At 31.7% G+C, this 25,475-nt stretch carries 18 protein-coding genes and 2 pseudogenes; 19 read left to right on the forward strand and 1 reads right to left on the reverse strand.

Annotation, left to right across the window (positions count from 1 at the left end):
- Positions 1-842 precede the first annotated feature (842 nt).
- From ACY1IQ_RS04985 to ACY1IQ_RS05000, 4 genes are all read left to right on the forward strand, one after another.
- A complete protein-coding gene (locus tag ACY1IQ_RS04985) occupies positions 843-1,040 on the forward strand; it encodes a helix-turn-helix transcriptional regulator (protein ID WP_461612926.1) in 198 nt (65 codons plus the stop codon).
- Positions 1,040-1,531, forward strand: a complete 492-nt coding sequence (locus ACY1IQ_RS04990) for a DUF6773 family protein (RefSeq protein WP_461612927.1) — start codon at positions 1,040-1,042, stop codon at positions 1,529-1,531. Before ACY1IQ_RS04985 ends, ACY1IQ_RS04990 begins: the two co-directional genes overlap by 1 nt.
- A gap of 57 nt (positions 1,532-1,588) precedes the next feature.
- Positions 1,589-1,762: a cysteine-rich KTR domain-containing protein gene (locus ACY1IQ_RS04995; protein ID WP_461612928.1), complete on the forward strand. Its 174-nt coding sequence runs from the start codon at positions 1,589-1,591 to the stop codon at positions 1,760-1,762.
- Positions 1,763-1,830: 68 nt separating this feature from the next.
- Positions 1,831-3,138, forward strand: a complete 1,308-nt coding sequence (locus ACY1IQ_RS05000) for an erythromycin esterase family protein (RefSeq protein WP_461612929.1) — start codon at positions 1,831-1,833, stop codon at positions 3,136-3,138.
- Between the two features lie 483 nt (positions 3,139-3,621).
- Here ACY1IQ_RS05000 and ACY1IQ_RS05005 read toward each other — a convergent pair whose 3' ends face one another.
- Complete coding sequence (locus ACY1IQ_RS05005) at positions 3,622-4,959, reverse strand: aminotransferase-like domain-containing protein (RefSeq protein WP_461612930.1); 1,338 nt, start codon at positions 4,957-4,959, stop codon at positions 3,622-3,624.
- A 152-nt stretch (positions 4,960-5,111) separates the two neighbouring features.
- Between ACY1IQ_RS05005 and ACY1IQ_RS05010 the strand changes: the two genes are divergently transcribed.
- The 15 genes and pseudogenes from ACY1IQ_RS05010 to ACY1IQ_RS05080 all read left to right on the forward strand — a co-directional run bounded on the left by ACY1IQ_RS05010 (position 5,112) and on the right by ACY1IQ_RS05080 (position 25,216).
- The gene (locus ACY1IQ_RS05010) at positions 5,112-6,095 is read left to right on the forward strand and encodes a carbon-nitrogen hydrolase family protein (protein WP_461612931.1); all 984 of its coding nucleotides are present in this window, start codon (positions 5,112-5,114) and stop codon (positions 6,093-6,095) included.
- Between the two features lie 190 nt (positions 6,096-6,285).
- Positions 6,286-6,816 (forward strand): annotated as a pseudogene (locus ACY1IQ_RS05015) (Dph6-related ATP pyrophosphatase); the annotation flags it as partial.
- A gap of 329 nt (positions 6,817-7,145) precedes the next feature.
- On the forward strand, positions 7,146-7,451 hold the full coding sequence (locus ACY1IQ_RS05020) for an AbrB/MazE/SpoVT family DNA-binding domain-containing protein (protein WP_461613049.1): 306 nt from the start codon (positions 7,146-7,148) through the stop codon (positions 7,449-7,451).
- Entirely contained in the window at positions 7,444-8,628 is a 1,185-nt protein-coding gene (locus ACY1IQ_RS05025; RefSeq protein ID WP_461612932.1) for a macrolide family glycosyltransferase, read from the forward strand. The genes ACY1IQ_RS05020 and ACY1IQ_RS05025 overlap by 8 nt, the downstream gene beginning before the upstream one ends.
- Positions 8,629-9,505: 877 nt before the next feature.
- Positions 9,506-10,795 carry an esterase/lipase family protein gene (locus ACY1IQ_RS05030; RefSeq protein WP_461612933.1) on the forward strand — a complete coding sequence of 430 codons (1,290 nt, stop codon included), beginning with the start codon at positions 9,506-9,508 and terminating at the stop codon, positions 10,793-10,795.
- Positions 10,796-11,253: 458 nt separating this feature from the next.
- Positions 11,254-12,018, forward strand: coding sequence for a MerR family transcriptional regulator (locus tag ACY1IQ_RS05035; RefSeq protein ID WP_461612934.1), 765 nt, complete (start codon positions 11,254-11,256; stop codon positions 12,016-12,018).
- Positions 12,019-12,078: 60 nt separating this feature from the next.
- Positions 12,079-12,810 carry an ABC transporter ATP-binding protein gene (locus tag ACY1IQ_RS05040; protein WP_461612935.1) on the forward strand — a complete coding sequence of 244 codons (732 nt, stop codon included), beginning with the start codon at positions 12,079-12,081 and terminating at the stop codon, positions 12,808-12,810.
- Positions 12,797-13,540 (forward strand): ABC transporter permease, encoded by a 744-nt coding sequence (locus tag ACY1IQ_RS05045; protein ID WP_461612936.1) that lies wholly within the window; start codon positions 12,797-12,799, stop codon positions 13,538-13,540. Before ACY1IQ_RS05040 ends, ACY1IQ_RS05045 begins: the two co-directional genes overlap by 14 nt.
- Before the next feature lie 134 nt (positions 13,541-13,674).
- Positions 13,675-14,244, forward strand: a complete 570-nt coding sequence (locus ACY1IQ_RS05050; protein ID WP_454055002.1) for a TetR/AcrR family transcriptional regulator — start codon at positions 13,675-13,677, stop codon at positions 14,242-14,244.
- Positions 14,245-14,548: 304 nt separating this feature from the next.
- Complete coding sequence (locus ACY1IQ_RS05055; RefSeq protein WP_461612937.1) at positions 14,549-16,342, forward strand: oleate hydratase; 1,794 nt, start codon at positions 14,549-14,551, stop codon at positions 16,340-16,342.
- 144 nt (positions 16,343-16,486) lie between these two features.
- A pseudogene (locus ACY1IQ_RS05060) lies at positions 16,487-18,598 on the forward strand (P-loop NTPase family protein).
- A complete protein-coding gene (locus ACY1IQ_RS05065; protein WP_461612938.1) occupies positions 18,595-19,830 on the forward strand; it encodes a hypothetical protein in 1,236 nt (411 codons plus the stop codon). Before ACY1IQ_RS05060 ends, ACY1IQ_RS05065 begins: the two are co-directional and overlap by 4 nt.
- A gap of 175 nt (positions 19,831-20,005) precedes the next feature.
- On the forward strand, positions 20,006-21,949 hold the full coding sequence (locus ACY1IQ_RS05070; RefSeq protein WP_461612939.1) for a vWA domain-containing protein: 1,944 nt from the start codon (positions 20,006-20,008) through the stop codon (positions 21,947-21,949).
- Positions 21,950-22,699: 750 nt separating this feature from the next.
- Positions 22,700-23,824, forward strand: coding sequence for a radical SAM protein (locus tag ACY1IQ_RS05075; protein WP_461612940.1), 1,125 nt, complete (start codon positions 22,700-22,702; stop codon positions 23,822-23,824).
- A 510-nt stretch (positions 23,825-24,334) separates the two neighbouring features.
- On the forward strand, positions 24,335-25,216 hold the full coding sequence (locus ACY1IQ_RS05080; protein WP_461612941.1) for a restriction endonuclease: 882 nt from the start codon (positions 24,335-24,337) through the stop codon (positions 25,214-25,216).
- The last annotated feature ends 259 nt before the right edge of the window (positions 25,217-25,475 follow it).

The raw sequence follows: 25,475 nt of genomic DNA on the forward strand, positions 1-25,475 counted from the left end.
TCATTACTTCAAGCCATAGTTAAAATGTTACCTAAAAACAGTCCATCTTTACTATGGCCCTGGAAATTTAGCAAGAGATTTAAGATTCTAGATCATTTAGGATATAAAACCCTAGCAGTACAACCAGTAGACACATATATCAACGTAAAAGCATCCGATACTGGAAAAAGTAGGTGCAATACCTTAAAACATTTTCAAGCAATTTAACAACTAAATATGAAAACAAAAAGTTGTTTGCTCTGAGTAGGGTAGACAGCTTTTTTTATATAGGCAAATGTTGATCATGCTTTAGGGGAGAATATGTCGGATAAAGAAAAAATAGAGGAACAAAGATAATATTTCTTGCATTTTTTAGCTACTGAAGGGAGCGTAGCCACACAATTTATTGTGTGTTCAATGGGCATTGGGAATACTTCCCAACAAGCAGATTTGCCAAAATTCCGTAAGGGAATTTCGTGAAAAATTGCAAGGTATGTACCGCCTTGCCCTGCTTGCCACTTTACTTCACTATTGATACCACAACAAAGGAAAAGTCTACTTTAACAAACAAGAGTAAAAGAAAAAACGTTGCAAAACGGTATCGTCTGCAACGCTCCTCAACCGTTATTCGATTGTGTCATGGACATTCATTGCCCCATGTTTACACTTCCTTTGTTCATCCTTTCTTTGAGATATGATTACACATATCATATAATTGATTAAAATAAAGCATATTTTAATGTTTGGTTTTTATGATAATTATGCATAAAGGCAATTATAAATTCCTTTATGCAATATATAATTGACATTATGAAATATATGATGTATAATTTTATCATCAAGGCAGAAGAAGGAGGAGTTTGGTGAAAAATAAAAAACTCAAAATTGCCAGAATTGAATGCGATATGAGCCAAGAGGACTTAGCTGATATTGTTGGCGTCACACGACAAACTATTGGTTTGATAGAGTCCGGAAATTATAATCCAACATTGAAACTTTGTATTGCAATATGCAAAGCTCTTAACAAAACATTAAATGACTTATTTTGGGAGGGACCATAATGAAAAGCAAAAAAATCAAAGATGAACGTGTCTTACAATTAAACAACAAAATTCAAAGTGAAGCCTATCTTATAGTGCTATTCCTTACGGTTGTTTCTGTTTTTATTAAGTCCTATGTGATGGATATGCCGTTCTCACAGTATGCATTTGAGCTTGGTATTATTATTTTATCAACAGCTTACATTGCGGTAAGAAGTATGTTAGTCGGATACGATTTTATGAACAATTCTAAAAGTGGAAAGGTATCAACAGTATCGACTATTTTAATTTCAAGTTTTGCTATAAGCATTATAAACGGAATAAGAAACTATTCTCTATATGGCGATAAGTATACTGGAATATTAGACGGACTCTTTATTTCAGTATTAGTGATTACTTTTATCTCTGCAGCTATTTTTAATTCCGTTGTATTCGTTATTCTATACTTTTTCAATATGAAAGGGCAACAAAGGATTGAAAAGAAGCTCAATGAAGGAGAAAAACAAGATTAATTGTTTGAAACAAGGACTTTTCTTTTATTACAGAAATAAAGAGATTGGAGGAGTGGAATGCAAAAAGATAAATGGATTTTATGTCCTGTATGTGAGAATAAAACTCGCCTTAAAATTAGAAAGGACACCAGACTTGAAAATTTCCCATTATACTGTCCTAAATGTAAACAGGAAACCTTAATCTCTGCCCAACAAATGAATATAGCTGTTATCAAAGAGCCAGACGCATAGACGCAGAGCCGATACCTCGTGAGAAACAATTCAATGGTGTCGGTTCTTTATTTTGCTTCTGATCATGTATGATAAAGAAATGGCAAACCAACAAAAACAAACATGAAAGGAAATCAATTATGAACAAGAAATGGATTTTAAATATTATTACAATGGCAATATTGGGTATGACCTTGCTTATGGGGTGTGGGAATAGAACAAATACAATATCGACGGATTTATCCGCTTTGCAAACAGATATTAGTACTTTAACTGTATCTGAAAATGTGCAGGTTGTGGGGCTTGGAGAAGCGAGCCATGGTGTAAAAGAATATCATCAGATGAAAGCAGAAGTGTTCAAAGCATTAGTCGCAAACAATGGATGCCGGACATTTATTATTGAAGGCGACTTTGGAGGTGCGTTAAAGGTAGATGACTATATTCATGGGGGAGAGGGAACTGCTGAAGATGCTGTTGGAGAAATTGGTTTTGCGATTTATCGCACACAGGAGATGGCTAATTTAGTGGGTTGGATGCGTTCCTATAATGAAAGTGCTCCTGAGGGAAAAGACTTGCATTTTTACGGAATGGATATACAGCGATACGATAATAACAAGGAATATCTGTTTTCCGTGTTAGATATAGCGGCACCTGCCTTAAGTAAAAAATATAAAATGGCATTTTCACAATTAACTGATGAAACAAGATTGACTTTAAGTAGTGATGTTTTGGATAAGTCCAAAATGGATGCCTTAGGGTTGTTAAAAGAAATGGACGCTGCTGAAACGGATATTGTAACCATTTCTGGACAAACTGCCTTTGATTTTGTGAGGGAAAGTGCAAATACAATCTATCAGTATAGCGAAATACTGTTGAGCAATAACGCCGAGTATAACTCTTTACGGGATAAGCATATGTCTGATAAAGTAAACTGGTTTCTACAGCATGGAGATGACAGTGTACTCTTTATTAGCGGTCATAACGGACATATTGGAAAAACCTCTGTTTCCAGTTATACTTGCTTGGGTGAATTGCTGACGAACAGCATAGGGGAAAACTATTTTGCTATTGGGACAGATGCAGAGAATACAGCATTTAATTCACAAGATAACAATGGAAATTTTAGTATTATGGAAGTTAAAAACCAAAATGTGTTGAATAGTCAGCTTGACAATATGGAGAGTAACTTTTATTATATTGACTTTTTAAAAGTAGCTGATAATGAAAATTGGCAAGAGATTTTGAAGGGGCAACAAAAAATTACAACGCTAAATGTAGGAATATCGGGGTGGCAAAAGCTCTTGAAATCCTTTTATACAACTACCATTGTTCCAAATGACACATTTAACGGAATGATTATTTTCAAAAAAACCTCTCCTACAACTCTTATTAAATAAATTATATTAACTAAAGTAATTGATAATTATCGCATAAATAAAACGCCGTTCTGTGGAAATGAACGCCATAACGTTGGATAATGTTTACACTCTGATGATTAACTTTGAAAAAATGCATGATAGAATTAGCGATGATGAACGAAAAGTCCTTGTATCTTCCTTAATTAAAGAAATTCAGATATACACCCGTGAAGAAGCGGAAGTGACGCTAAAGTCCATTTCCTTTAACTTGCCAGTCTTTAAAGATGGGAGAGAGGTGCAGGAACTTTTGTGAGACAAAGGTAATACCGTTGAGAGGATTGTATTGATGCCAAAGAAGTAAAGTAAAAATGGTGAAATAATTATAAATAAAGAGTTTCCTAAGATTGAAATTCTTATGCCAGATGGCAGTTAAGAAATTAGTCTTTAGAAACTCTTATTTTAATATAGCTTGTTAACATAACAATTATAATTATTTAATTCTTTGTTTAAATTAAACTTATTTTAGACCAAGTGCTTTTTTATAGTATCAAGTATTATAGGAACATTTTTTATTATTTGCTTATTATTAACTTCGCTTATGGTAATTCTGAAATAATTATTGCATCTATATTCCTTAAGAAAACATTCAGCTGTATTAAATATTTTGATATTTTTATGGTGTAATGAATTAAGTATTTTATCATGCTTTAAAGAACCATCCGCATAAATGCAGCCAAAGTATCCTGATTCAGGAATATTATATTTTATTCTTGGATGTTTATATTTTAATAAAGTATTTTTTAAAGAGCTTATGCGTTCGGCATATAAATTAACTAATTGCTTCATATAAGTATCGAACATTCCATTTTTTATGTATATTTCTAAGGCTCCTTGAGATAGTATAGGGCTATTTATATCAGTCCATTTTTTATGTTCTAAAAAACTATTAATTAATAGATCAGGTAATATGAGAGCAGCAACTCTCAAACCAGGCATAAGTATTTTTGAATAACTTTTAAGATAGATTACTTTTGAAGAAATATCATAAGAAAACATTGGATCATTTTTTTTATTCATATCTAAATCAGCAGCAATATCATCTTCAACAATATATACGTCATATTTATGAGCTAATTTAACAATTTCTTGTTTTTCAAGTTTACTATATGAAGTGCCAGTTGGATTATGAAATCGAGGTATACTGTAAAAAAATTTTATATTTCCATATTTAAATAATTTTTCTAATTCATATAAATCTAGTCCATTAAAATCTCTATTTATGCCTAAAACTGGAATATTATTAAACTCCAAAGATTTTATCATTCCATGGTATGTAGGCTGTTCAATTAGAATATTAGATTTTCCGTTCGGAAACGGCATTATTGATAATATGTTTAATGCTTGTTGAGAGCTTGATGTAATAAGTATATTATCTGGCTTTGCAAATATTTGATAGTTTTGAATATGTTTTGATAGCACATTAATTAATGAGTTCAAGCCTCTAGGATCGGAATAAGAAAATAGTTTCTCTTTGTATAAATCTATTGATTTATTTAGACAGTGTTGAAAATTCTCATATGGAAAAGCTTCAGCACTTAAATTTACAGCTGAAAAATCAATTATAGTTTCCTTAGCAGTACTTAGATTATAAAAATTATCAACTATGTAATATCCACTTTTAGGTACAGAATAGATAATATGATCTTGTTCAAGCTTGGAATAAGCTTTTAAAACTGTGCCAGTACTACACTGAAACAATTTTTGAATAAATCTTATAGAAGGCAATTTTTTTGGATGATTTAATTTCTCTGTTTTTATACTGTTTTTAATATATTCTATAATCTCTTCATATTTAAGCAAAATGAATCACTCCTTAAGTACTGTACTAGCACAGATCTGAATTTTACTTGTTGATATATAGATTACACTATAATACCATAATTGTAAGAAGTATGTAAGTAAAAATAATAACTTAATACGTCTTTTTTGTTAAATTAAAGGAGGATATAATTATGGCAAAACAATACCCAAAATTCATAGGAGCTGCAGTTCAGGCTGCACCAGTATATTTAGATTTAGATGCAACAGTTGAGAAATCTTGTAAATTAATTGATGAAGCAGCATCAAATGGAGCAAAATTAGTTGCATTCCCAGAAGCATTCCTTCCAGGGTATCCTTGGTTTGCATTTATCGGACATCCTGAATATACAAGAAAATTCTATCATGAATTATACAAAAATGCAGTTGAAATTCCAAGTTTAGCAGTTCAAAAAATAAGTGAAGCAGCTAAAAGAAATAAAACATATGTATGTATTTCTTGTAGTGAAAAAGATAACGGTTCATTATATTTAGCACAATTATGGTTTAATCCAGATGGAGATTTAATCGGAAAGCATAGGAAAATGAGAGCTTCTGTTGCAGAAAGATTAATCTGGGGAGATGGAAGCGGAAGCTTAATGCCAGTATTTGAAACCGAAATAGGTAATTTAGGTGGATGTATGTGCTGGGAACATCAAGTACCATTAGATCTTTTAGCAATGAATTCACAAAATGAGCAAGTTCATGTAGCATCTTGGCCAGGATATTTCGATGATGAAATATCAAGCAGATACTATGCAATTTCTACTCAAACATTTGTATTAATGACTTCATCAATTTATTCAGAAGAAATGAAAGATATGATTTGTTTAACCCCTGAACAAAGAGAATACTTTGATACATTCAAGAGTGGGCATACTTGCATTTATGGACCAGATGGAGAACCAATAAGTGAAATGATTCCAGCAGAAACAGAAGGAATAGCTTATGCAGAAATAGATGTAGAAAAAACAATAGATTTTAAATACTACATTGATCCAGCAGGGCACTATTCAAATCAAAGTTTAAGCATGAATTTTAATCAAAATCCTACGCCAGTTGTTAGAAAGTTTGGAGATAGCAAAAATAAAGTTATAACGTATGAAGAAATTAATTTGTCAGTAGGCAGCGAAGAATAAAAAAACACTTATAGATATAAAATGAATGGGAGATTATAATAGAATTAAATTAGCAATAGCTATCGATAGAAAATGTGGAAGCAGAAAAACAACGCTCTGATGCTTTATCAAAAGTGCTTGTATGCAACATATTTAATATGGATGATTTCCTTCTCCTTTTTGACATGCATATAATGAGAGTGCTAATTGTTCATGGTTTCATGGGGTACCAGTGGAGGTTTTGAATAAAGTTTCACAACTTATAGATATTCCTTTAGAACTTGTAAAAACAGGAGCTGGAGACGACTACGCTAAAGATTTTGAAAAGGCATTGTTAAAGATTAAAGACAACGGTGTTAATGCTTGTGTTTTTGGTGACATTGATATACAAGCTCATTATGACTGGTGTAATTCTCGTTGTAAAGCTGCTAAGATTGAAAGTATATTTCCACTTTGGAATGAAAGCAGAAAAGAATTAGTTTATAAATTTATAGAAAGCGGGTTTAAAGCTGTTATAACTATTGTGGATTCATCTAGACTTAGTGAAAAGTTCCTAAGAAAAACCTTAACAAAAGAACTTATAAAAGAAATTGTAGCTGAAGGGGCAGATATTTGTGGAGAAAACGGAGAATACCATACATTTGTGTACGATGGACCACCTTTTAAAGAACCTGTAAACTTTAAATTTGATGAAATAATAAGAAATGGTAATTATTCAGTATTACCTCTTTCATTAGAATAAAAATATAATTTTAATATTAATTATGAACAGTAATTACAAAAGACTACCCTTGAAGTGCCCATTTTAAAACGCCTTCAAGGGTTGAAATATAAGACTTAAAATGCATGAAAAATTTAAAAAGCAAAAAATGCCTAGAAAAAACTCGACCTTATCACAAAAAATCAAAGGGATAGTTTTAGTTATTTACTTTCAAATATATGTTATACACTCCTAGACTGATAGTTTAGGAGTTTTTTGTAATATTTAAGTTGGTTATATTGACAAAATCTCAATACAAGAGTATGTTAAGTATAACTAGTATAAAAAGTAATACTGAAAGGGAGATTGCTATGAATAAAAAAGCTTCGGAAGATAAATATATGGGTTCTGTGAAGGTAGGTCCAAAGGGACAGATTGTTATTCCAAAGGAAGTGAGAGATATGTTTGATATTTCTTCAGGAGATACTTTAATTTTGCTTGCAGATGCCCAAAAAGGTATTGCAATTGAACGGTATGAGATTTTTTCTAAGATTGCTGATGCAATTTTTGCAGGGAAAGCACGAGAGATTTATCCATTGGAATCGGAAGAGGATTCACTTGTTTTTGCTGAAGAAATAAAAAAATTGAGTGAGTCTGAAGGAGAATATGATGAGTAAAATAGTATTTTTCAGCATCCCAGCTCATGGGCACACTAATCCTACTATAGCAGTAGTAGATGAATTGGTAAAACGTGGTCATGAAGTTTGGTATTATTCCTTTTATGAGTTTCAGGAGAAGATTGAAAATGCAGGTGCAAAATTTATTCCATGTGATAGTTATTTGCCAGAACTTACTCCAGATATAGAAAAGAAAGTAGGAAAGGATTTTGCAGCTCTTATAGAGATGACGGCAGATATGACTATGAGTCTAGATGAAAAAGTATGCAGAGAGCTTAAAGAATTTCAGCCCCACTGTATAGTATCAGATTCCATATGTATTTGGGGAAAATTATTTGCAACAAAATTAAATGTGCCATATATCTGCTCTACTACCACCTTTGCAATGAACAAACATACTGCAAAGTTAATAAAACAGAGTCTAAAAGAAGTGTTCCGTATGTTTATAGGCATTCCAAGAATTAATAAAAAGATAAAGCTTCTTCAGGAAAAAGGCTATAATGTAAAAAACTTTATAAGCATTATTCAAAATGACAATGATACTCACACAATTGTTTATACATCTAAAGAATTTCAACCTATGGCAGAAACATTTTCAGATAAGTATGCTTTTGTAGGACCTTCTTTCCGAGTTCCAGAAATTGAACAAATTGAAAAGAAATATCCACAGATTTATATTTCATTGGGAACCGTATTGAATCAAAATAGACATTTTTATCAAAATTGTGTTCAGGCATTAGCTGATATAAATTGTCAAGTTATCATGTCTGTTGGAGAAAAGGTAGATATTTTTAGTTTTGGCAAGTTACCAGACAATTTTAAAGTTTATCCCAAAGTTGAACAATTAAAAGTTTTACAACAGACTGATGTGTTTATTACTCATTGTGGGATGAATAGCATAAGTGAAAGTTTATATTTTGGTGTACCATCCGTTTTATTTCCATTACACAGTGAACAAACTATGGTGGCAAACCGAGTAGCAGAACTAAATGCTGGAAAAAGATTAAAGTCAGATACTGCAAGTAGTATTCGAGAAACTGTTTTACAAGTATTGAATGATATATCCTACAAAAGAAATGCAGAAGTGATTTCTAAAAGCTTACAAAAAGCTGGAGGAGCTAGTGCAGCTGCAAATAAGATAGAGAAGGTGTGTAACGAAAGCTTAGATAGAGATTAATAAGGTTCGATGAATACATTTCATCTTATTATTGGAATTTGTCACAATAAAAGAATTAACAGATTTGGATATTGAAAAAATTCAATTAATAAGGGAAACAATAGAATAAGCAATTGAAACTATCCTTTAAAGCGGAGAAGCTAGAGGCTCTCCGTTATTTTTTTGTTCGAAAATAGGAAAATAATGTAATAGTTAAAAAAAGGAAGATGTTGTTGGATATTTGGGATTTTAGGCTTATTATAGTCATTTCATAAGATTGACTGTAATATAATGGTATGATATAACGAAGACATTAACAACTAATAAAATATTAGCCAAAAGAAAGGTATATAAAAGGAGGTGAAATTACAAAAATACGGAAAGTTTATCAATAATCTTATCCACATCAAATTGAGCATTTGGGACAGTAAATTAAAGAAGTTTTCCCTGGTCACAGTTTAAAATTTAGACAATATTTTCGTGGGCAGAAACATCAACACTTATAAGTAAGGCAGATAAGTCATCTGATTTCTTTATGATATCACGACCTTTCTGCAGAAGAGATGGAGAAATCAGAAAAGGAATATCCTAAGTAAAATAATGATTAAAGTCTCATATAATCAGCTTTTATCTAATGAAAATGCCTTAATGCGGCTGTCATTAGAGATGAAACATCTGAGTAAGCAGCATGTGATACTTAAGTCAATGGACAATCCTTCGTAATAGTATAATTAGTACTCTATCAGAAAATGAACGAACTAAACTTCTATAATGTCCTGTTAAGAATAATTAACATTAGGATACTCCAATTAAAAGTTACTATTAATTTAATCAAAATAAAATAAGTTCTATAGCCTAGCTGCTGACTACAGAATTTATAATGTAAAGGAGCATGGGTATGAAAAAATCTTATTTTAAAAGGTTTATGGCATCTATTCTTATCATCTGTACAATTTTTGGTTTCACTTCAATTTCCACTGTAAAAGCTGCTGATAACAGTGATGCTATGTTAGTTGGAAATGATTATCCCATAGTTATGGTACATGGATGTTTTGGTTGGGGAAGCAATGAAGCAGCCGGTCTTTATTACTGGGGAGGTCAGGAAAGTCTGACTCAAAAGCTTACTGAGAAGGGTTATACTGTATATTCTCCATCTATTGGACCTGTCTCAAGTAACTGGGATAGAGCATGTGAGCTGTATACATATATTGTAGGCGGCACAGTTGATTACGGTGAATCACACTCCAAAAAAAATGGACATGCAAGATACGGAAGGATTTATCCAGGTGTTTACAAAGAAATTGGAACAGAAGATTCATCTGGTAATATTCAGAAAATTCACCTAATTGGACACAGTATGGGAGGACAGACAATCCGTCTATTGGCACAGCTTTTAGAAAATGGAGATCCCGATGAATTAGCATTTACCACAGACGAAAACATCAATCCACTTTTTACTGGGGGAAAATCATGGGTATCCAGTATTACATCTATTGCTACTCCACATGATGGAAGTCAGCAAGCGCATATAAAATGTGATATTGAGCCTCTCACACATCAATTTGTTGCAGCTATTGCCGCAATAAAAGGTAGGAATGTTAATTTGGGTGACCTAAATTACGATTTTCAATTAGATCAGTGGGGACTTAGAAGAAAGCCTGGCGAATCATGTTTAGACTACAGCAATAAAGTAATTAACAGTGAAATCTGGAAAAAAAGCAAGGATTTAAGTGTCTGGGATTTGTCACCAGAAGGAGCTCAGGAATTTAATTCCTATGTTAAGGCACAAAGTGATATCAATTATTTTTCAATTGCATGTGTAAATACTCATGAAGATCGATTAACTCATTTTCAGGTACCAAATAAAAATATGAATCCGATTCTTATAAAAAGTTCGATATTTATGGGTATGTATACAAACAATAAGAGTGGTGAAGTTCCTATAGATAAAAGCTGGTGGAGAAATGACGGAGTTGTGAGTGTGATATCAGCCATAAGTCCTAAGGTTGGTTCAACAGACCAAATGATTGATTATAACGGAAATGCCGTAAAGGGTACATGGAATTATCTTGGTGAATTAGATAATACAGATCATATTGAGGTTTGTGGAATGAAATATGATCGAAACGGAATTGAACAAATGTATTTTAATGTGGCAGAAATGCTTTCAAAACTTCCTGTTGAATAATTCATAAAATTTGATATCAAGAAATTGTTAATTATTGGACATGCTGGCAAAGCCGAATTTATTTCAGAATTATAACGTAGTTATACAAGGTTCTAGATATTTTTTCTTAAGAAAGAGGCTTTGTCAGCATATCTATTATTTAATAATAAAGGGATGAAGGGGTTAACTAATACGGAAAACCTATTATTTCTGTGTAGTAGTATCATTATTTCACCTAAATACATATATAAATGATTTAATTTATCATTATATTCTCTTATTTCATCTAGGAATTTCATAGGAATCTTTACTTTGGTTTTTATGTTTAGTTTGTCTGCTGCGTAGGGATGAACTTCATTAGCACTCAAGTTATTGAATATTAGGATTGTTTTATTTACCATTATTAATAATAAACTATACACTAAAACACCAGAGTTTAAATATGCATTATGATAGGGGTAAATGGAGGTAAGGATGTTATGAAGAATGGATATAAGACAGCACAAGTAGCAAAGATAATAGGCATACATCCTAATACAGTGAGGTTGTATGAAAAATTAGAATTGATACCTAAAGCTCAAAGATTATCTAATGGATATCGAGTTTTCTCAGATTTTCATATTGAACAATTTAAACTGGCTAGGACAGCACTTAAAGTCGAGGTGTTGCAAAGTGGTCTTAGGAAAAATATGATTAATATTATTAAATTATCTGCTCAAGGTGAATTCCAAAAGGCAATTGTATGTACTAATAACTATATAAATCAAGTTAAAATAGAACAGAAAAATGCAGAAGAGGCTATAGAAATTACAAAAAAATTACTCTCTGGTATACAGGAGAAAGAAGATGATGTAGCTTTCACAAGAAAACAAACTGCAGATTACTTGAATATTACCATAGATACGTTAAGAAATTGGGAAATGAATGGGTTATTTTCTGTAAAAAGAAAACAAAATGGATATCGGGTATACACTAAAAACGATATTCAATTATTGAAGATAATACGTTCTTTACGCTTTGCAAATTATTCTCTTGCAGCAATTTTGCGTATGGTAAGTGCACTATCCAATAATTCAGAAATCGATATACGAGAAGTTATTGATACCCCAAAAACTGATGAAGATATTGTAACAGTATGTGATGAGCTTCTTACTTCACTAAGCAACGCGGAGTTAAATGCATATTGTGTTTTAAGTCAGCTAAAAGCCATGGAGGAAAAATTTAATATAAATCCTACAGTATAACACCAGACTTTATTCTGGTGTTATTCTTTTTATGTATTAAAAAACAGGGGGTTTTTAGATATGGAAACAGTTAAAATTCATGCCTTATGTAAATCATATGGGAATATACAAGCTGTAAATAAGGTTAGCATATCCGTTAAAAGTGGAGAAGTATTTGGATTGCTTGGAGCTAATGGGGCAGGAAAAAGTACCACCATTGAATGTGTTTTAGGCACGAAAAAATTTGATAGCGGCTCAATTTCTATTTTGGGAATGAATCCACAAACACAGAGAAAGGAATTGTATCAGAGAGTTGGAGTCCAATTTCAAGAATCAAACTATCAAGATAAACTAACCGTAGCAGAACTTTGCGAAGTTACACAAGCTCTTTACAAACATCCAACAGATTATGAAGAATTGTTAAAACAGTTTGGTCTCTCAGATAAATGTAAAAGTCAAGTAAGTGAGCTATCAGGCGGCCAAAAGCAGCGGCTATTTATTATACTTGCTTTAATTCCTAACCCAGAAGTTGTGTTTTTAGATGAACTAACCACAGGACTTGATACTAGAGCAAGGAGAGAAGTATGGAAAGGACTTCTAGATTTAAAAAAGAAGGGAATTACTATCTTTTTAACTTCGCATTTTATGGATGAGATAGAAACATTGTGTGATAGGATTTGTATTCTTAAAAAAGGAGAAAGCATTTTCTATGGAACAGTGCAGGAAGCAATTGTAAAAAGCCCATATGAAAAATTTGAGGAAGCATATTTATGGTATACAGGTGAGGAGGAAGTTGATGATGAAAGCATTTAAAACAATGTTAAAAACAGAACTGAAATTATCCCTGAGAGGAATGGATATGTTTATTTTTGCAATTTGTATGCCAGTAGTGGTAACAATTCTTATTGGTATCATCTACGGAGATAAATCAGCATTTGATGGTGCGTCATACACTTTTTTAGAACAATCATTTGGAGCTATTACTACAATTGCAATATGTGCAGGTGGTGTCATGGGATTACCGCTGGTAGTATCCGATTATCGTCATAAAAAAATTCTAAAAAGGTTTAAAGTAACACCTATAAGTCCTGCTGTAATTTTAACAGTTCAGGTAGTAATTTATGCATTTTACGCCATTGCTTCACTTATACTTGTTTATGCTATTGCAGCAATTTTCTTTGGCTTTAGATTAAATGGTTCTTGGAGCCAGTTTTTAGCTTCTTATTTCTTAGTGATGGGTTCTATGTTTAGTATAGGGCTTATGGTAGGCGGAATTGCTCCAAATTTAAAGACAGCAAGTGTTGTAGCAAGTATATTATATTTTCCTATGCTGATTTTTTCAGGAGCAACGCTGCCCTATGAAGTTATGCCAACAGCACTTCAAAAGTGTTCTAATATACTACCATTAACCCAAGGAATAAAGCTTTTAAAAGCAACTTCACTTGGTTTAGCTGTAGATGATGTAATGATGCCAATCATTATAATGATTGCTCTTATGGTAATATGTACTGGTATAGCTATTCGATTTTTCAAATGGGAATAATAGTGAATATTCAATTGTTAAAAGTGATATACTAATAAACTATATTACATGTCACTGATATGGTGAATTATTTAAAAATAACTTACCATATGGTATAATTTTGAGTATAAATAAAGCATTAAGGGGGTGGCGATTTGGCACAGCAATATACCAAAAAAATGATTCGTGAGGTATTCATAAAGATGTTGAATGAGCGTCCACTTAACAAGATTACAGTTAAGGATATTGCTACAGAATGTGAGATCAACAGAAATACTTTTTATTATTACTACACAGATGTATATGCACTTTTGTCAGAAATCTTCCAAACAGAACTTCAGACAGTCATTGATGAATATAATGATACACTCTCCTGGGAGGAGAGTTTTACTGTGGCTGCTAAATTTGCTTTAGAAAACAGAAGAGCAGTTTATCATGTATATAATTCCATGCAGAGAGAAGAGTTAGTGAACTATATATTCAATGTATCAGGAAATGTTATGATTCGGTATGTTGAAAGAGTAAGTGATGGTATCTCAGCTTCTTTGGAAGATAGAAAACTAATTGCTTCCTTCTATCAGTGTGCCCTCACTGAAATGGTACTACGCTGGATTGCTTCCGGAATGAAGGAAGACCCTGATACTATCATTAGACGAATTGGGTACCTCTTCGATGGAAATATTGAGTTATCCCTTAAGCGAAGTGCTGGTTTAAATGATGTTTAGCAAAAATAAATATAAAATTTCTTTCATATCAGACATTTTGATCTAAATGCCTAAAAAATAGATAAATTAACTGCGGTGTTCGAATCTCGAACACCGCAGTTTGTTTATCTAATGAAAAAGACACAAAAAGACTATATTATAGACTTATAGGAATCTTACAGATAATAAGTATCCATAAAGTTAAAGGAGGACTTATTATTTATGACACCATATTGGCATACTAGTAAAGTGAATATAGAAGGACTCTAAATATAATAATAGTATTTAGAAAACTATAAAAAAATTAAGAAAGAGGTAGATAATAATGAAATTAAAAACACATGATGATAGACTTACTCTTACAAATGGAAGTTATCATGCTTTAGTAAATGCAAGAAAGCCAAAAGGAATTGAAGATAAAAAAGCTTATTTAATCGGTACTGGAATTGGAGCTTTAGCTGCTGGTTGCTTTTTAATTCGTGATGCTCATATGGAGGGCAGTAAGATTACTTTCTTAGAACAATTAGACATTCCAGGCGGATCTTTAGACGGTCAAGTTCGTCAGAATATGGGTTATGTAGCACGTGGTGGACGTGAGATGGGTCACCATTTTGAAGTTTTATGGAGCTTATTTAGTTCATTACCATCTACAGAAGATCCTAATATGACTGTTCTAGATCATTTTTATTATACAAACTACGATGATCCAAACTTTAGCAATTGTCGTATTACTAAAAATCAAGGTGAGCGCTATGACAATGGAAAATTCAATTTAGGTCAAGATTTAGCAAAAGAATTAGCTGCTTTTGTAAATATGCCAGATGAAGAACTTGAAGATAAAACTATTGAAGATATTTTTTCTGAAGAGCTTTTAAACACTGATTTCTGGACATATTGGAGAACAATGTTTGCTTTTGAAAACTGGCACAGTGCTTTAGAGATGAAATTATATATGAATCGTTTCATTCACCATGTTGACGGACTGCCAACTCTTTCTGCACTACAATTTTCAAGACATGATCAATACACTTCATTTGTAAAACCTATGGTTAAATATTTAGAAGACCATGGTGCTAAATTTGAATATGGAGTTACTGTTGATAACGTTGAATTCTCAATTTCAGATGATAAAAAGGTTGCAAAGAAAATAGTTGCAACAGATAAAAATGGAAAAGATATCTCTATTAATTTAACAGAAAATGACTTAGTATTTATTACTAATGGTTCTATGACTGAAGGTTCAGGATATGGTGATGACAACACTCCTGCACCATTTAATAGGGAGCCAGAAGGATGCTGGAAGTTATGGAGAAATATAGCAGCTCAATCAGATGAATTTGGAAGACCAGATAAATTCTGTACAGATACAGAAAAATCTAATTGGGAGTCTTGTACAGTAACTTGTCATGATGAACGTGTTCCTGAGTACATTGAAAAAATCACAAAACGTTCACCATACGGCGGACGTACTGTAACAGGCGGAATAGTTACAGCTCTTGACTCTTCATGGTTGATGAGTTGGACAATAAACCGTCAAGAACAATATTACGGACAACCTGAGAAAGACGTTGTTGTTTGGGTATATGGTTTATTCTCTGATGTTCCTGGAGATTATATTAAAAAACCTATGAGAGATTGTACTGGTAAGGAAATCACAAAAGAATGGTTATATCATATAGGTGTTCCTACAGATAAAATTGAAGAATTAGCAGAATCATGTACTGCAGTTCCTGTTATGATGCCATTCATCACATCTCAATTTATGCCTCGTGCAGCTGGAGATCGTCCATATGTTGTACCAAAGAATGGAGTAAACTTTGCTTTCCTTGGACAATTTGCTGAAACATTAGATGATCCAGGTCGTGATACTGTATTTACTATAGAATATTCAGGACGTACAGCTATGGAAGCAGTATATGTTTTAACTGGAGTTGAAAAAGGAGTTCCTGAGGTATTTGGTTCAAGATATGATATCCGCTATTTATTAAATGCAGGTGTATGTTTATTAGATGGAGAAAAACCAAAACTTGATTTACCACCAATGGCTAAACGTAAAGTTTTAAAACAAGTAGCAGGAACAGACATTGAAAAGTTATTAAAAGAATATGGAATTATTTAATGACATTTACAGTTAAATAATTTGATTGAAATCCCGAATTTTAAAAAAATCGGGATTTTAATTTATATTAATTTATATATAGTTATTATTTATATGGCTGCTTGGTATATTAATAATATAATATCATACGAAGGAGGAACTTCTGTGAAAGAAAAAACAGATCTTAAGCAAGGTTATATCCCTAATATAGGAGAAATGCAAAGCTGGTATGAAGATGATTTACGAAAAGAAGCTCTAAAATCATCGGAATACGAAGATAATAAAAAAATAGAAGAGCAAGGGACGTTTTTTAAAGCTTTTCGAAGATTTGAAGAAAGGGATTATGAAATCCCTTATGATTCTAACAAAAATAATGTTTATTACGAAAAATATAGAGCTTATGTAGAAGAAGAAACAGAAAACAAAGGCAAAAAGATACAAGAGATTGAAAATTCAATTGAATATGAAAAGTTTTTCCTTCGTTGGGAAAGAAGGGTCAACAGCGAGAGTAATAATTATAGTCATTATGGCAGCAATGCAGCTACAAGATATAGAGTTGATTGCATAAAAAAATTGGAAAAAGAGTTAGAGACAATTCTAGAAAATTCTCCAGAAGCATGGGAATTTTATTATAAACGTCAATTGATAAGTGATATAGAAACCCAACATCAGCAGCGTTTAGTAACTGTACCTTATGTAGTTGAAGCAAAACAAAAAGTAATAGATTCGTTGAATTTAGGTGTTCCTGTGTATATTGTAGGACATTTGGGAAGTGGAAAAACACAATTAGCAACTGAAGCAGCTCTAGACTTTACTATTCAAAATAGAATACAAAGAGAATTAGAAGATAAAATGGAAGATTGGTTTTCGAGAAATCCAAATGCCACAGAAAGTGATGCTATTGAAAAATTTGGAGAATTTAATGAAGAAAGAAAACTTTACTATAAGAATATTTTAACTAATGGAAGTAAAGAGGAAATAGAATCTTTACAACCACTATTTATATCTGGCTCTCACAATTTAACTTATGAAGATATGTTTGTAGAAAAAACTTTGTCTCTGAAACACAGTTTCTCCCAAGGATCTTTTGCAGATTATCTGAACATGATTGTAGGAGATTTTTATGAGTGGATGGATGAGCACAAAACTAGACTAGAGAAGATGACTGATGAAGAACAGTTATAGCTTAAGATTCAAATATGGAAAAGTTTTTCTGATTTATTGGTAGCAAGTAATAGTGCTTTTGGTACTGAAATCAAAAAAATAGAAAGAGAAATTTTAATTGCAGTAAAAGAAGGCCGCCCTGTAATCGTAGATGAATTAAATACAATTGCCATGCAAAATCTAATTGCTTTAAATGATATTCTGCAACGTCATGCAGGAAATACAGCTTATATCACAGGAGTTGGTCCTGTTTTGATTAAGCCTGGATTTGGATTTATCGGCACCGGGAACCTGTCAAGTCAAATGGTCAATTATGAAGGAACCAATGAACTAAATCCAGCATTTAAATCACGTTTCGTAACCATTGAATATAATTATGTACCTCAAAAGACAATTGGTTCCTTAGAAAATCAAGAATTCCCAGAAAAAAATGAACTTTTTAGAATAATAATAGCACGATTAGCTGATAAAAATGGAAATATCCATCTTCCTAATTCCAAAAGGACATTGGAAGAATTGTTTAGATTTTCTCAATTGTGCAGAGTTACTCAAAATGTTTTTATGGGCAAATGGAAAGATGACGAAGCCCAAAAAGATTTTGGAATGGATGAACTAGAGCTGAGGGAGTCTGTATTATCAATTCGTAATATTTTGCACGTTTTAGATAATTGGAATGGAGGGGAAGAAAAAGACTTGAGCAAAGCTTTGTGGGATGGCTTTATTAGTTCAATTACTTATCCTGATGACCAAAACTATATTCTTTCACAAGCGGTGCGTTTTGGATTTTTCCCTATAGGAGAAGGATGGAAAGTTGAGACAAAAGGTATAGGAGAAGCAACTACAACATATGATGAAATTCGAACTCGTCCATATCACTATGTTCGCCCATTAACAGAAACTTTAAGTTATTTAGATGTAGTTCATCTGATATTTGGAAAAGGAACGCCGAGAAAAACTTTGCCAAAAGGACTAAAAGAAACCTTTGAAGCTGCTGTTGATGATTCATTGCAAATTGATGCGAAAGAATATCAAAAACTAGATCAACAATTATCTCATTTAGAGCATTCAAAAGATATCCTTGAATACTTAGAAGATAATGGAGAAGAAAAATGAAAATTAATTTGTCGGTAGAGGTCAAGGATTTTAAGAGCCAAGTTAAAGAGCTAAGAGAAAAGCTGAATGAATGCCAAAGAAATGGAATTTTAGATGATGGCTTTAAAGAACAATTAAACAAACTTTTAAAAGTAGAAGAAGAGCTATTGACTGATTTAATTCCCTATTATCGGGTTTATGCAAATGATATTAAGAAAAGTTCAATGAGGATAAATCCGATAAAACAATTGGGGGCTTTTGGTTTTGAGAGTTTTTTACAAACTACATTGAGGATTAATAAAAACCTTTTTATTATAGGTAGCATAGATAGAAAAGTTCAATTTTTTTATATAGATATTACAGATGATTTTTCTAATCACAATCAAATTGAAGGAGAGTGGAGTCCTCCTATTAAAGAAATAAAAGAGACAATTTCATTTATGTATAAATTGAATGATAAAGAAATTTTACTTTTAGGAGTCAGAGGAGGATGCTATCTAATTTCAAGTGATAATTTTGATAAGCTGCCTAATGTTAATGGAGAGATTAAAGTTCAAAGTGTTAAAATAAATCATCATTTTAATGGATTTGGAAGATGTCTATCAATTAGAGATGGTTTATTTGCAGTAGAAAATGGAGATGAAAAATTAAATTTATTTGAAATAATAAAAGAAAATGATGAATATTGTTTGATTTTTCATAAAGATATACACTGTACTATTCCAAATTGGACCACAGTAGAAAAAATAGATGACGATTATTTTATAGCAGGAACAAAGAGTGGAGAATTATATTTTATTAAATATGAGAACAAACAATTTACTATTACAGAAAAAATTAATTTTTTAGATGATGAAATAAGACAAATTAGATATTTAGAAGATGAGAATGATAATAAGAATTCTCTTATAGTGACAGGCAATAGAGGTCAGCTTAAGATATATTCCTTATATGAAGATTCAAAAACTATGAAAATAGAATTGAATGATTTAAAAGGCAATTTATTTGACACTCAATCTAAAAAAGGCACAGCTGTAGTTTTGAGTGAAGATGGAATCATATACTTACTTGAAGAGAATTTTGGAAATTGGTATCTAAATGAAGATACAACTATTAAAGATGTATTTTTTACTAATGTCCTTAAATTAGATGTTTCAAAATATCTGCTGATGGATATAGAAGGTAAACTAAATCTGCTACACATTGATCGAATTGATACACCAAAGGATTTGTGGAATCTGCCACTGTATTAAGGCATCTTCAAAAAATAAATAAGTCAATATGCTCGTCTATTTTGTGTTATACTGCGTCAACAGAACCCTTAGATAGTGCTACTAACTGCGGAACCTGTTTCCTTGTCTAACTCAAAATATACTTTCCATCTTTGACCTATTATTTATTTTCAGATGCCTAATAGGAGGGATGAGTATGTTTAATTTTGATGAACAAACACTAATTGAAGAATCTAAAAAACATTGCGAAGAATTTCTACAAAAAGAACAACGCTCGTTAGCCACATTTACAGGAGATTCTAGTTTAATGTATATTCCTGATTCAAAACTACAAAGATTTTTATTAGATTCTTCCAAAGGTGTTTTGTATTTACCCCTGGAAAGTTTTTTGGATAGAAAATTAGATGACAATCAAATTATGTGGCACATCTATTATGAGCTGGCCTTATATTCTGATTGGAAAAAGCAAACTAAAAGATATCTGGATAGAAAAAAAGATTGGCAGAAAGAAATTGACCACATGACAAGTTATATTATGACTAGGATAAAAAAAGAAGTACTAGAAAATGACCCTGCATATAAGCCTAAAGTTATTTCTAATTATGCGAGAAAAGAAATTTTTGATTTGTTGAATCTATTGGATAAGCACACATCATTTTTAAGAGTTTTGCAGATGTGTCCTATATATAGGGATGAAGAGAACTTTAAAAAAATTGTTTCATATATGAAAAAAACAGGTAAGACCATTGAGTCAATTTCTAAAATGCCTAGACATAGAGCTTTTGCAAATAGCTTTTTTATTATTGAATTATATAAAATAGAGCCTAAAATTGAAGAATGTGCTGAAAATCCTTTTGATAGAAAAATTTTTAATCAGCCTTTTTTTGATTTTATTCATTATCAATTAATTAGACAAATAAATAATGATCGAGGAATTATAGAAAGAGATCCATTCATTCGCTCTTTCATCTATCCAACTTTTGAGCAATTATGGAAACAAGAAATTGATGAAATGATGTTTTATAAATCAAAAGGACAGAAAGAAGAGCAAGTCAAAGGAAGTGAAAATCTTTTTGAACAGTCAAACTCAGATGAGATTCCAGATTCACTAGAATCTACTCAAGAAGAAGTGGAAAAGATTTTAGAAGAAATGATAGATCAACAAGACCAAATAAGTGAGAGTATACAAAATGCCATGGGAGGCAAGGTAGATTTAGAGGCCTATGGAATTAGCCAATCAGATCAACAATTGTTTCAATTTTATTCAAATAGAATGAAATTGGAAAGAGAACAAATGGGTCAATTTTGGAAAAAGCTAATAGGGAGCGCAAAAAAAGAAGTAAGCGTAAAAAAACATGGTCAAATAAAAGGAAAACTAGATGTGGATAGTTTTATTAACTTTTATCCGGACTTTGTAGAAGCTGAAAAAAAGGGAAATTATAAAAATCTTCCAATTTTCAATAGATACTTACTAGAGACTAAGGCAGATATATTACCTGAAAGAATAGAGATTTCTTTTGTGATAGATAATTCAGGGTCAATGAATCCCTCAAAAATTGAGGCAGCGAGAAAAGCTTTGGCAGTGACTTTGCTGTCCATAGATGATTTTAATAGATATTTGAAAAGCAATGCAGAGCAATTGAATCAAAAAGTAGAGGTTTTAAGTGAAACTTGGTTTTTTGGTAGCAAGTATTATAATGTGAAAGAATTTAACGATAAAAATGTGAGTGAAAAAGAGAAAAGCGATATAATTAGCTCAATTGTAAAGCTAAATGCAGCAGATGGAGCAACAGATGATGCAAGCTGCCTTAGGGAAATATCCAATAGAATTACGTCCATACAGGAAAGTGAACTTAAAAAAGGAAAACAAATAAAGATAGTCTTTGAAGTTACAGATGGTGCATCAAGTTTTCCAGGATCATCAAAAGAAGCTGTACAAGAATTATTATCTAAAAATGTTGAAGTTTATGCTTTTCAAATAGGAAAAAATAGCGAAGCAAATGAAAAAATCTTCAACTTTGTATGGAATGAAGGATACAAACAACCACATGGAGTAACGATTGGTGAACAAGTAGAAAAACTACCAAAAGAGCTGCTAAAAGCAGTAAGAAAAAATATGCAGTCTATTTTTAATAATTAGTGTTGACAGCGGATTCTTTTAATATGACAAAATCAGGACGTTGCATTTTGAAATTCAGAGTACATACCATAGCTACCTCATAATGGGTAGGTAAAGTAACATCTCTAAGGATTTGAAGGTCTTAAGTAAATAGTGAAGTGTGCTTTATGTTCCCTAAGACGAGAGTTTTAGGGAAATTTTGCTTTAAGGGGCTTAACAAATACGCAGAACTAAGAGATTTTGCGTATTTGTTTATTGAAATAATGGATAAATGCCCCTCGCTTAGCCATACATAAAGCAATGGTGAAAAATATCTAAGCTTAATAAAAAAGGTAGACGATTATATATTGATTTCATTGAAGAGTTTTATAGGGTTCCAAAATCACAGTTTAACTTATACATTTAAAATTTTGGAACCTAAAATAGTGATGCATGCTCGTGAGCACTTAAAAATCAATGCTTTATTTTGCATGGAAATATTTTTAAGGTTCGCGAATAAGTTAAAATTCGAGCTTGTATCCCTATAAAAGTAACTGATTCATCTGTTTTAATAAATATTGATTATATAAGAATAAAAATGATATAATTGGGTTCAACAATGACACTCTCCTTTTGGATAGTCTTACGTTGTAAGTGAACTCAATTATACAAAAAAAGGGAGGCGTTGTTTTTTTGTGTAAAAAACTGTGAAACCCTTGATATATAAAGAGAAAATCTGAAAAATAGTGTAAAAAATTTTACACTAATGGATTAATTAGAGGAGGATACATTATGAAAATTTCAAAGAGTGATGCTTTGATATGGTTTGATTTTTTTGCCCAATTACCTGAGGATGAGGGGCTTAGTGTAAAACATGAGGAAATCATTTATGCAACCTTAGCACAAATTGAGGCAGTCATCGATGATAGAAATGATAAATTAATGTCAGAAATTAAAGGTTTAAAGACTTTAGAAAATAGAACTTTTTTTGTGGGGAATGAAAATAAATTTTCAAAGGGATGTCGTTCTTGTCTTTTAGGAACTGGATTAAGTGCAATTAGAAAAACAAACAAATGTAACTTAGAGTGTAAGTTCTGCTATAATTATGGACAACTAGAAGATATTCCTCCTATTGGAGAAGGTATGTGGGAAATTGGGGGTACTAAATTTTATGAGAAGGATATTGATTTGCTTCTTTCCGTCCACAAGAAACCTACAGGCATTTCCTACGTTTATTTAGAGCCATTTATGGAAATTGAAAAATACTATTCAGTTATAAAGAAATTTAGTGATGCAGGGATTCATCAACATCTATACACCAACGGAACTTTAGCTACAGAGGAGACATTGAAAGCATTGGGTGAAGCTGGTCTTGATGAGATACGTTTTAACCTTGGTGCTTCTAACTGTTCAGATAAAGTTATTGAGAATATTGGAATTGCGAAAAAATATATTAAAAACGTAGGTATTGAAACTCCAATGACTCCTGAATTTTTTGAAGGATTTTTTAAGAAAAAGCAAGCAATCTTAGATACAAAACTGGATTTTATCAATTGTGCAGAATTGCATTTAAATGAGAACAATATAGACAACTATTCTGAGGATAACATGTATATTTCAAGACAGGGCTACATATCTCCAATTTGGAGTAGGGAATTAACTTTCAAATTCATGAAAATAGCTGATGAAGAAAACTGGGATTTAGCAGTTCATGATTGCTCAAACTATACAAAATTTGCTAGAGGTTTAAATTTAAGCAGCAAAGAGGGTAGATGGTTTGGTGCTAATGATTATGCCTGTGAGTTTTCAAGGATTCCATATGAAGCATTCTTTCCAATACTGAATGATGATAATTTTCAATTCTTAAGTGAAGAAGAATTACCAGAGGACTATAAACCAGTATTGATAGATTATTAGAGTGTCTTATAAAGTTACATAGTGTATTTTGTATTCCCTCAGACTTAGAGTTTGGGGGAGTTTTTGCTTGAGGAAGTTGTACAAATATGCAGAACTAAGTGGTTTGTGTTGGATCTATGTTAATATCTTAGACATTGAAGTATTTTACTTTAATTAATTTGATTATCATATATAGTGTTACTTAAGAAAATACCATAATATTAGAGACTAAATCTAAGTCAATAAAATGGCATTTAAAATTAGTCTCTTTTTAGTGTAATAATAGAAATATTTTGATAGAAAATGTATAATAAAAGAAATATGTGTAAGAACAGTAATTAAGGAATCTGAAATTAATAATTATACAAGATCACTTTTGCTTAATTAGAGATCAATGATTTTATTATATGGCTTATGAAAGATGTTTTCAACGGATGTTTATAGGAAACAAGAAGCTAGATGAGAAGTAGATTAATTAATGTCTATGCAATATTGGGAGGTATTAAAATGGAATTACCAAAATACTATGAGATGCACAAACCTTTTCTAGAGTACCTAAAAGATGGTCAGTTACATACATTGAAAGAATTAAAGCAGCATATAAGTAAGTATTTTAATTTGACAGAAGAAGATCTTTCAGAAATGCTTCCTAGTGGAAGACAAACAGTATTTGTCAATCGTATTAGTTGGGCAAGGACGTACTTAAAGAAGACAGGCTTAATTGATAGTCCTGCACGAGCTACTTTTATTATAACTAGTGATGGCTTAAAAGTACTTAAGGATAATCCCAGCGTTATTGATAGCAATTACTTAATGAGATTTGAAAGCTTTAGAGAATTTCTGGGTGGATCTCAAGATATACAAACTAATTGTGATACTTCAAATAATACAAAAGATACACCAGATGATACCTTTGAAGATTCTTTTAGAAAAATCAATAAAAGTTTAGCAGATGATCTTTTGGCAGAGGTTGTAAAGCTTTCACCGACTGCATTCGAGCAAATGGTTATTGATTTACTATCAAAAATGGGGTATGGTGCATTTGAAAATGCTGGAAAGACTACGTCTATCACTGGAGATGAAGGTATTGATGGTATTATTATGGAGGATAAACTTGGATTCAATTTAATTTATATTCAAGCCAAGAAATGGGACTTAAGCAGTACAGTAGGAAGACCTGATGTACAGAGCTTTGTAGGTGCTATTTCAGGTAAGGGTGGTAAGGGGCTATTTGTAACAACTGCGAAATTCTCCAAACAGGCATCTGAGTATGCCAAACATCAGCACATTATTTTAATTGATGGTGAAAAATTAGCGAAGTTGATGATTGAACATAACTTTGGTGTTACAGTTAAAAAAGTTTTTGAAGTTAAAGCAATTGATACCGATGTGTTTAATGACTATCTAGAGTAATAAGTTTTGTGCGGGTATGATTACAGGTTGCAATGCATTAGAAACGGTAGTACTGTTTTCTCGCAAAAAGAGCAGATATACATATTAAAGCAAATGTGGAGTTTGGTGATTATGAAGGAAAGACTACAATGAGTGAGAAATCTGAAAACACCAAATAAATATTTAATATCTGAAAAAATGAAGGTAATTAAAGATGTATTGAATTAACTTTTAGAAATATAAGCAATAGTACAAAATTTACATTGTTTATCTTAAAGAG

This window comes from Clostridium sp. Marseille-QA1073 (assembly GCF_054863625.1).

Bases quoted from the DNA above. Each gene is read 5' to 3' on its own strand.
- ACY1IQ_RS05025 (WP_461612932.1), top strand. From the start codon at position 7,444: ATGAGTAAAATAGTATTTTTCAGCATCCCAGCTCATGGGCACACTAAT.
- ACY1IQ_RS05070 (WP_461612939.1), top strand. From the start codon at position 20,006: ATGTTTAATTTTGATGAACAAACACTAATTGAAGAATCTAAAAAACAT.
- ACY1IQ_RS04990 (WP_461612927.1), top strand. From the start codon at position 1,040: ATGAAAAGCAAAAAAATCAAAGATGAACGTGTCTTACAATTAAACAAC.
- ACY1IQ_RS05055 (WP_461612937.1), top strand. From the start codon at position 14,549: ATGAAATTAAAAACACATGATGATAGACTTACTCTTACAAATGGAAGT.
- ACY1IQ_RS05020 (WP_461613049.1), top strand. From the start codon at position 7,146: ATGAATAAAAAAGCTTCGGAAGATAAATATATGGGTTCTGTGAAGGTA.
- ACY1IQ_RS05065 (WP_461612938.1), top strand. From the start codon at position 18,595: ATGAAAATTAATTTGTCGGTAGAGGTCAAGGATTTTAAGAGCCAAGTT.
- ACY1IQ_RS05010 (WP_461612931.1), top strand. From the start codon at position 5,112: ATGGCAAAACAATACCCAAAATTCATAGGAGCTGCAGTTCAGGCTGCA.
- ACY1IQ_RS05030 (WP_461612933.1), top strand. From the start codon at position 9,506: ATGAAAAAATCTTATTTTAAAAGGTTTATGGCATCTATTCTTATCATC.
- ACY1IQ_RS05000 (WP_461612929.1), top strand. From the start codon at position 1,831: ATGATAAAGAAATGGCAAACCAACAAAAACAAACATGAAAGGAAATCA.
- ACY1IQ_RS05080 (WP_461612941.1), top strand. From the start codon at position 24,335: ATGCACAAACCTTTTCTAGAGTACCTAAAAGATGGTCAGTTACATACA.
- ACY1IQ_RS05040 (WP_461612935.1), top strand. From the start codon at position 12,079: ATGGAAACAGTTAAAATTCATGCCTTATGTAAATCATATGGGAATATA.
- ACY1IQ_RS05075 (WP_461612940.1), top strand. From the start codon at position 22,700: ATGAAAATTTCAAAGAGTGATGCTTTGATATGGTTTGATTTTTTTGCC.
- ACY1IQ_RS05045 (WP_461612936.1), top strand. From the start codon at position 12,797: ATGAAAGCATTTAAAACAATGTTAAAAACAGAACTGAAATTATCCCTG.
- ACY1IQ_RS04995 (WP_461612928.1), top strand. From the start codon at position 1,589: ATGCAAAAAGATAAATGGATTTTATGTCCTGTATGTGAGAATAAAACT.
- ACY1IQ_RS05035 (WP_461612934.1), top strand. From the start codon at position 11,254: ATGAAGAATGGATATAAGACAGCACAAGTAGCAAAGATAATAGGCATA.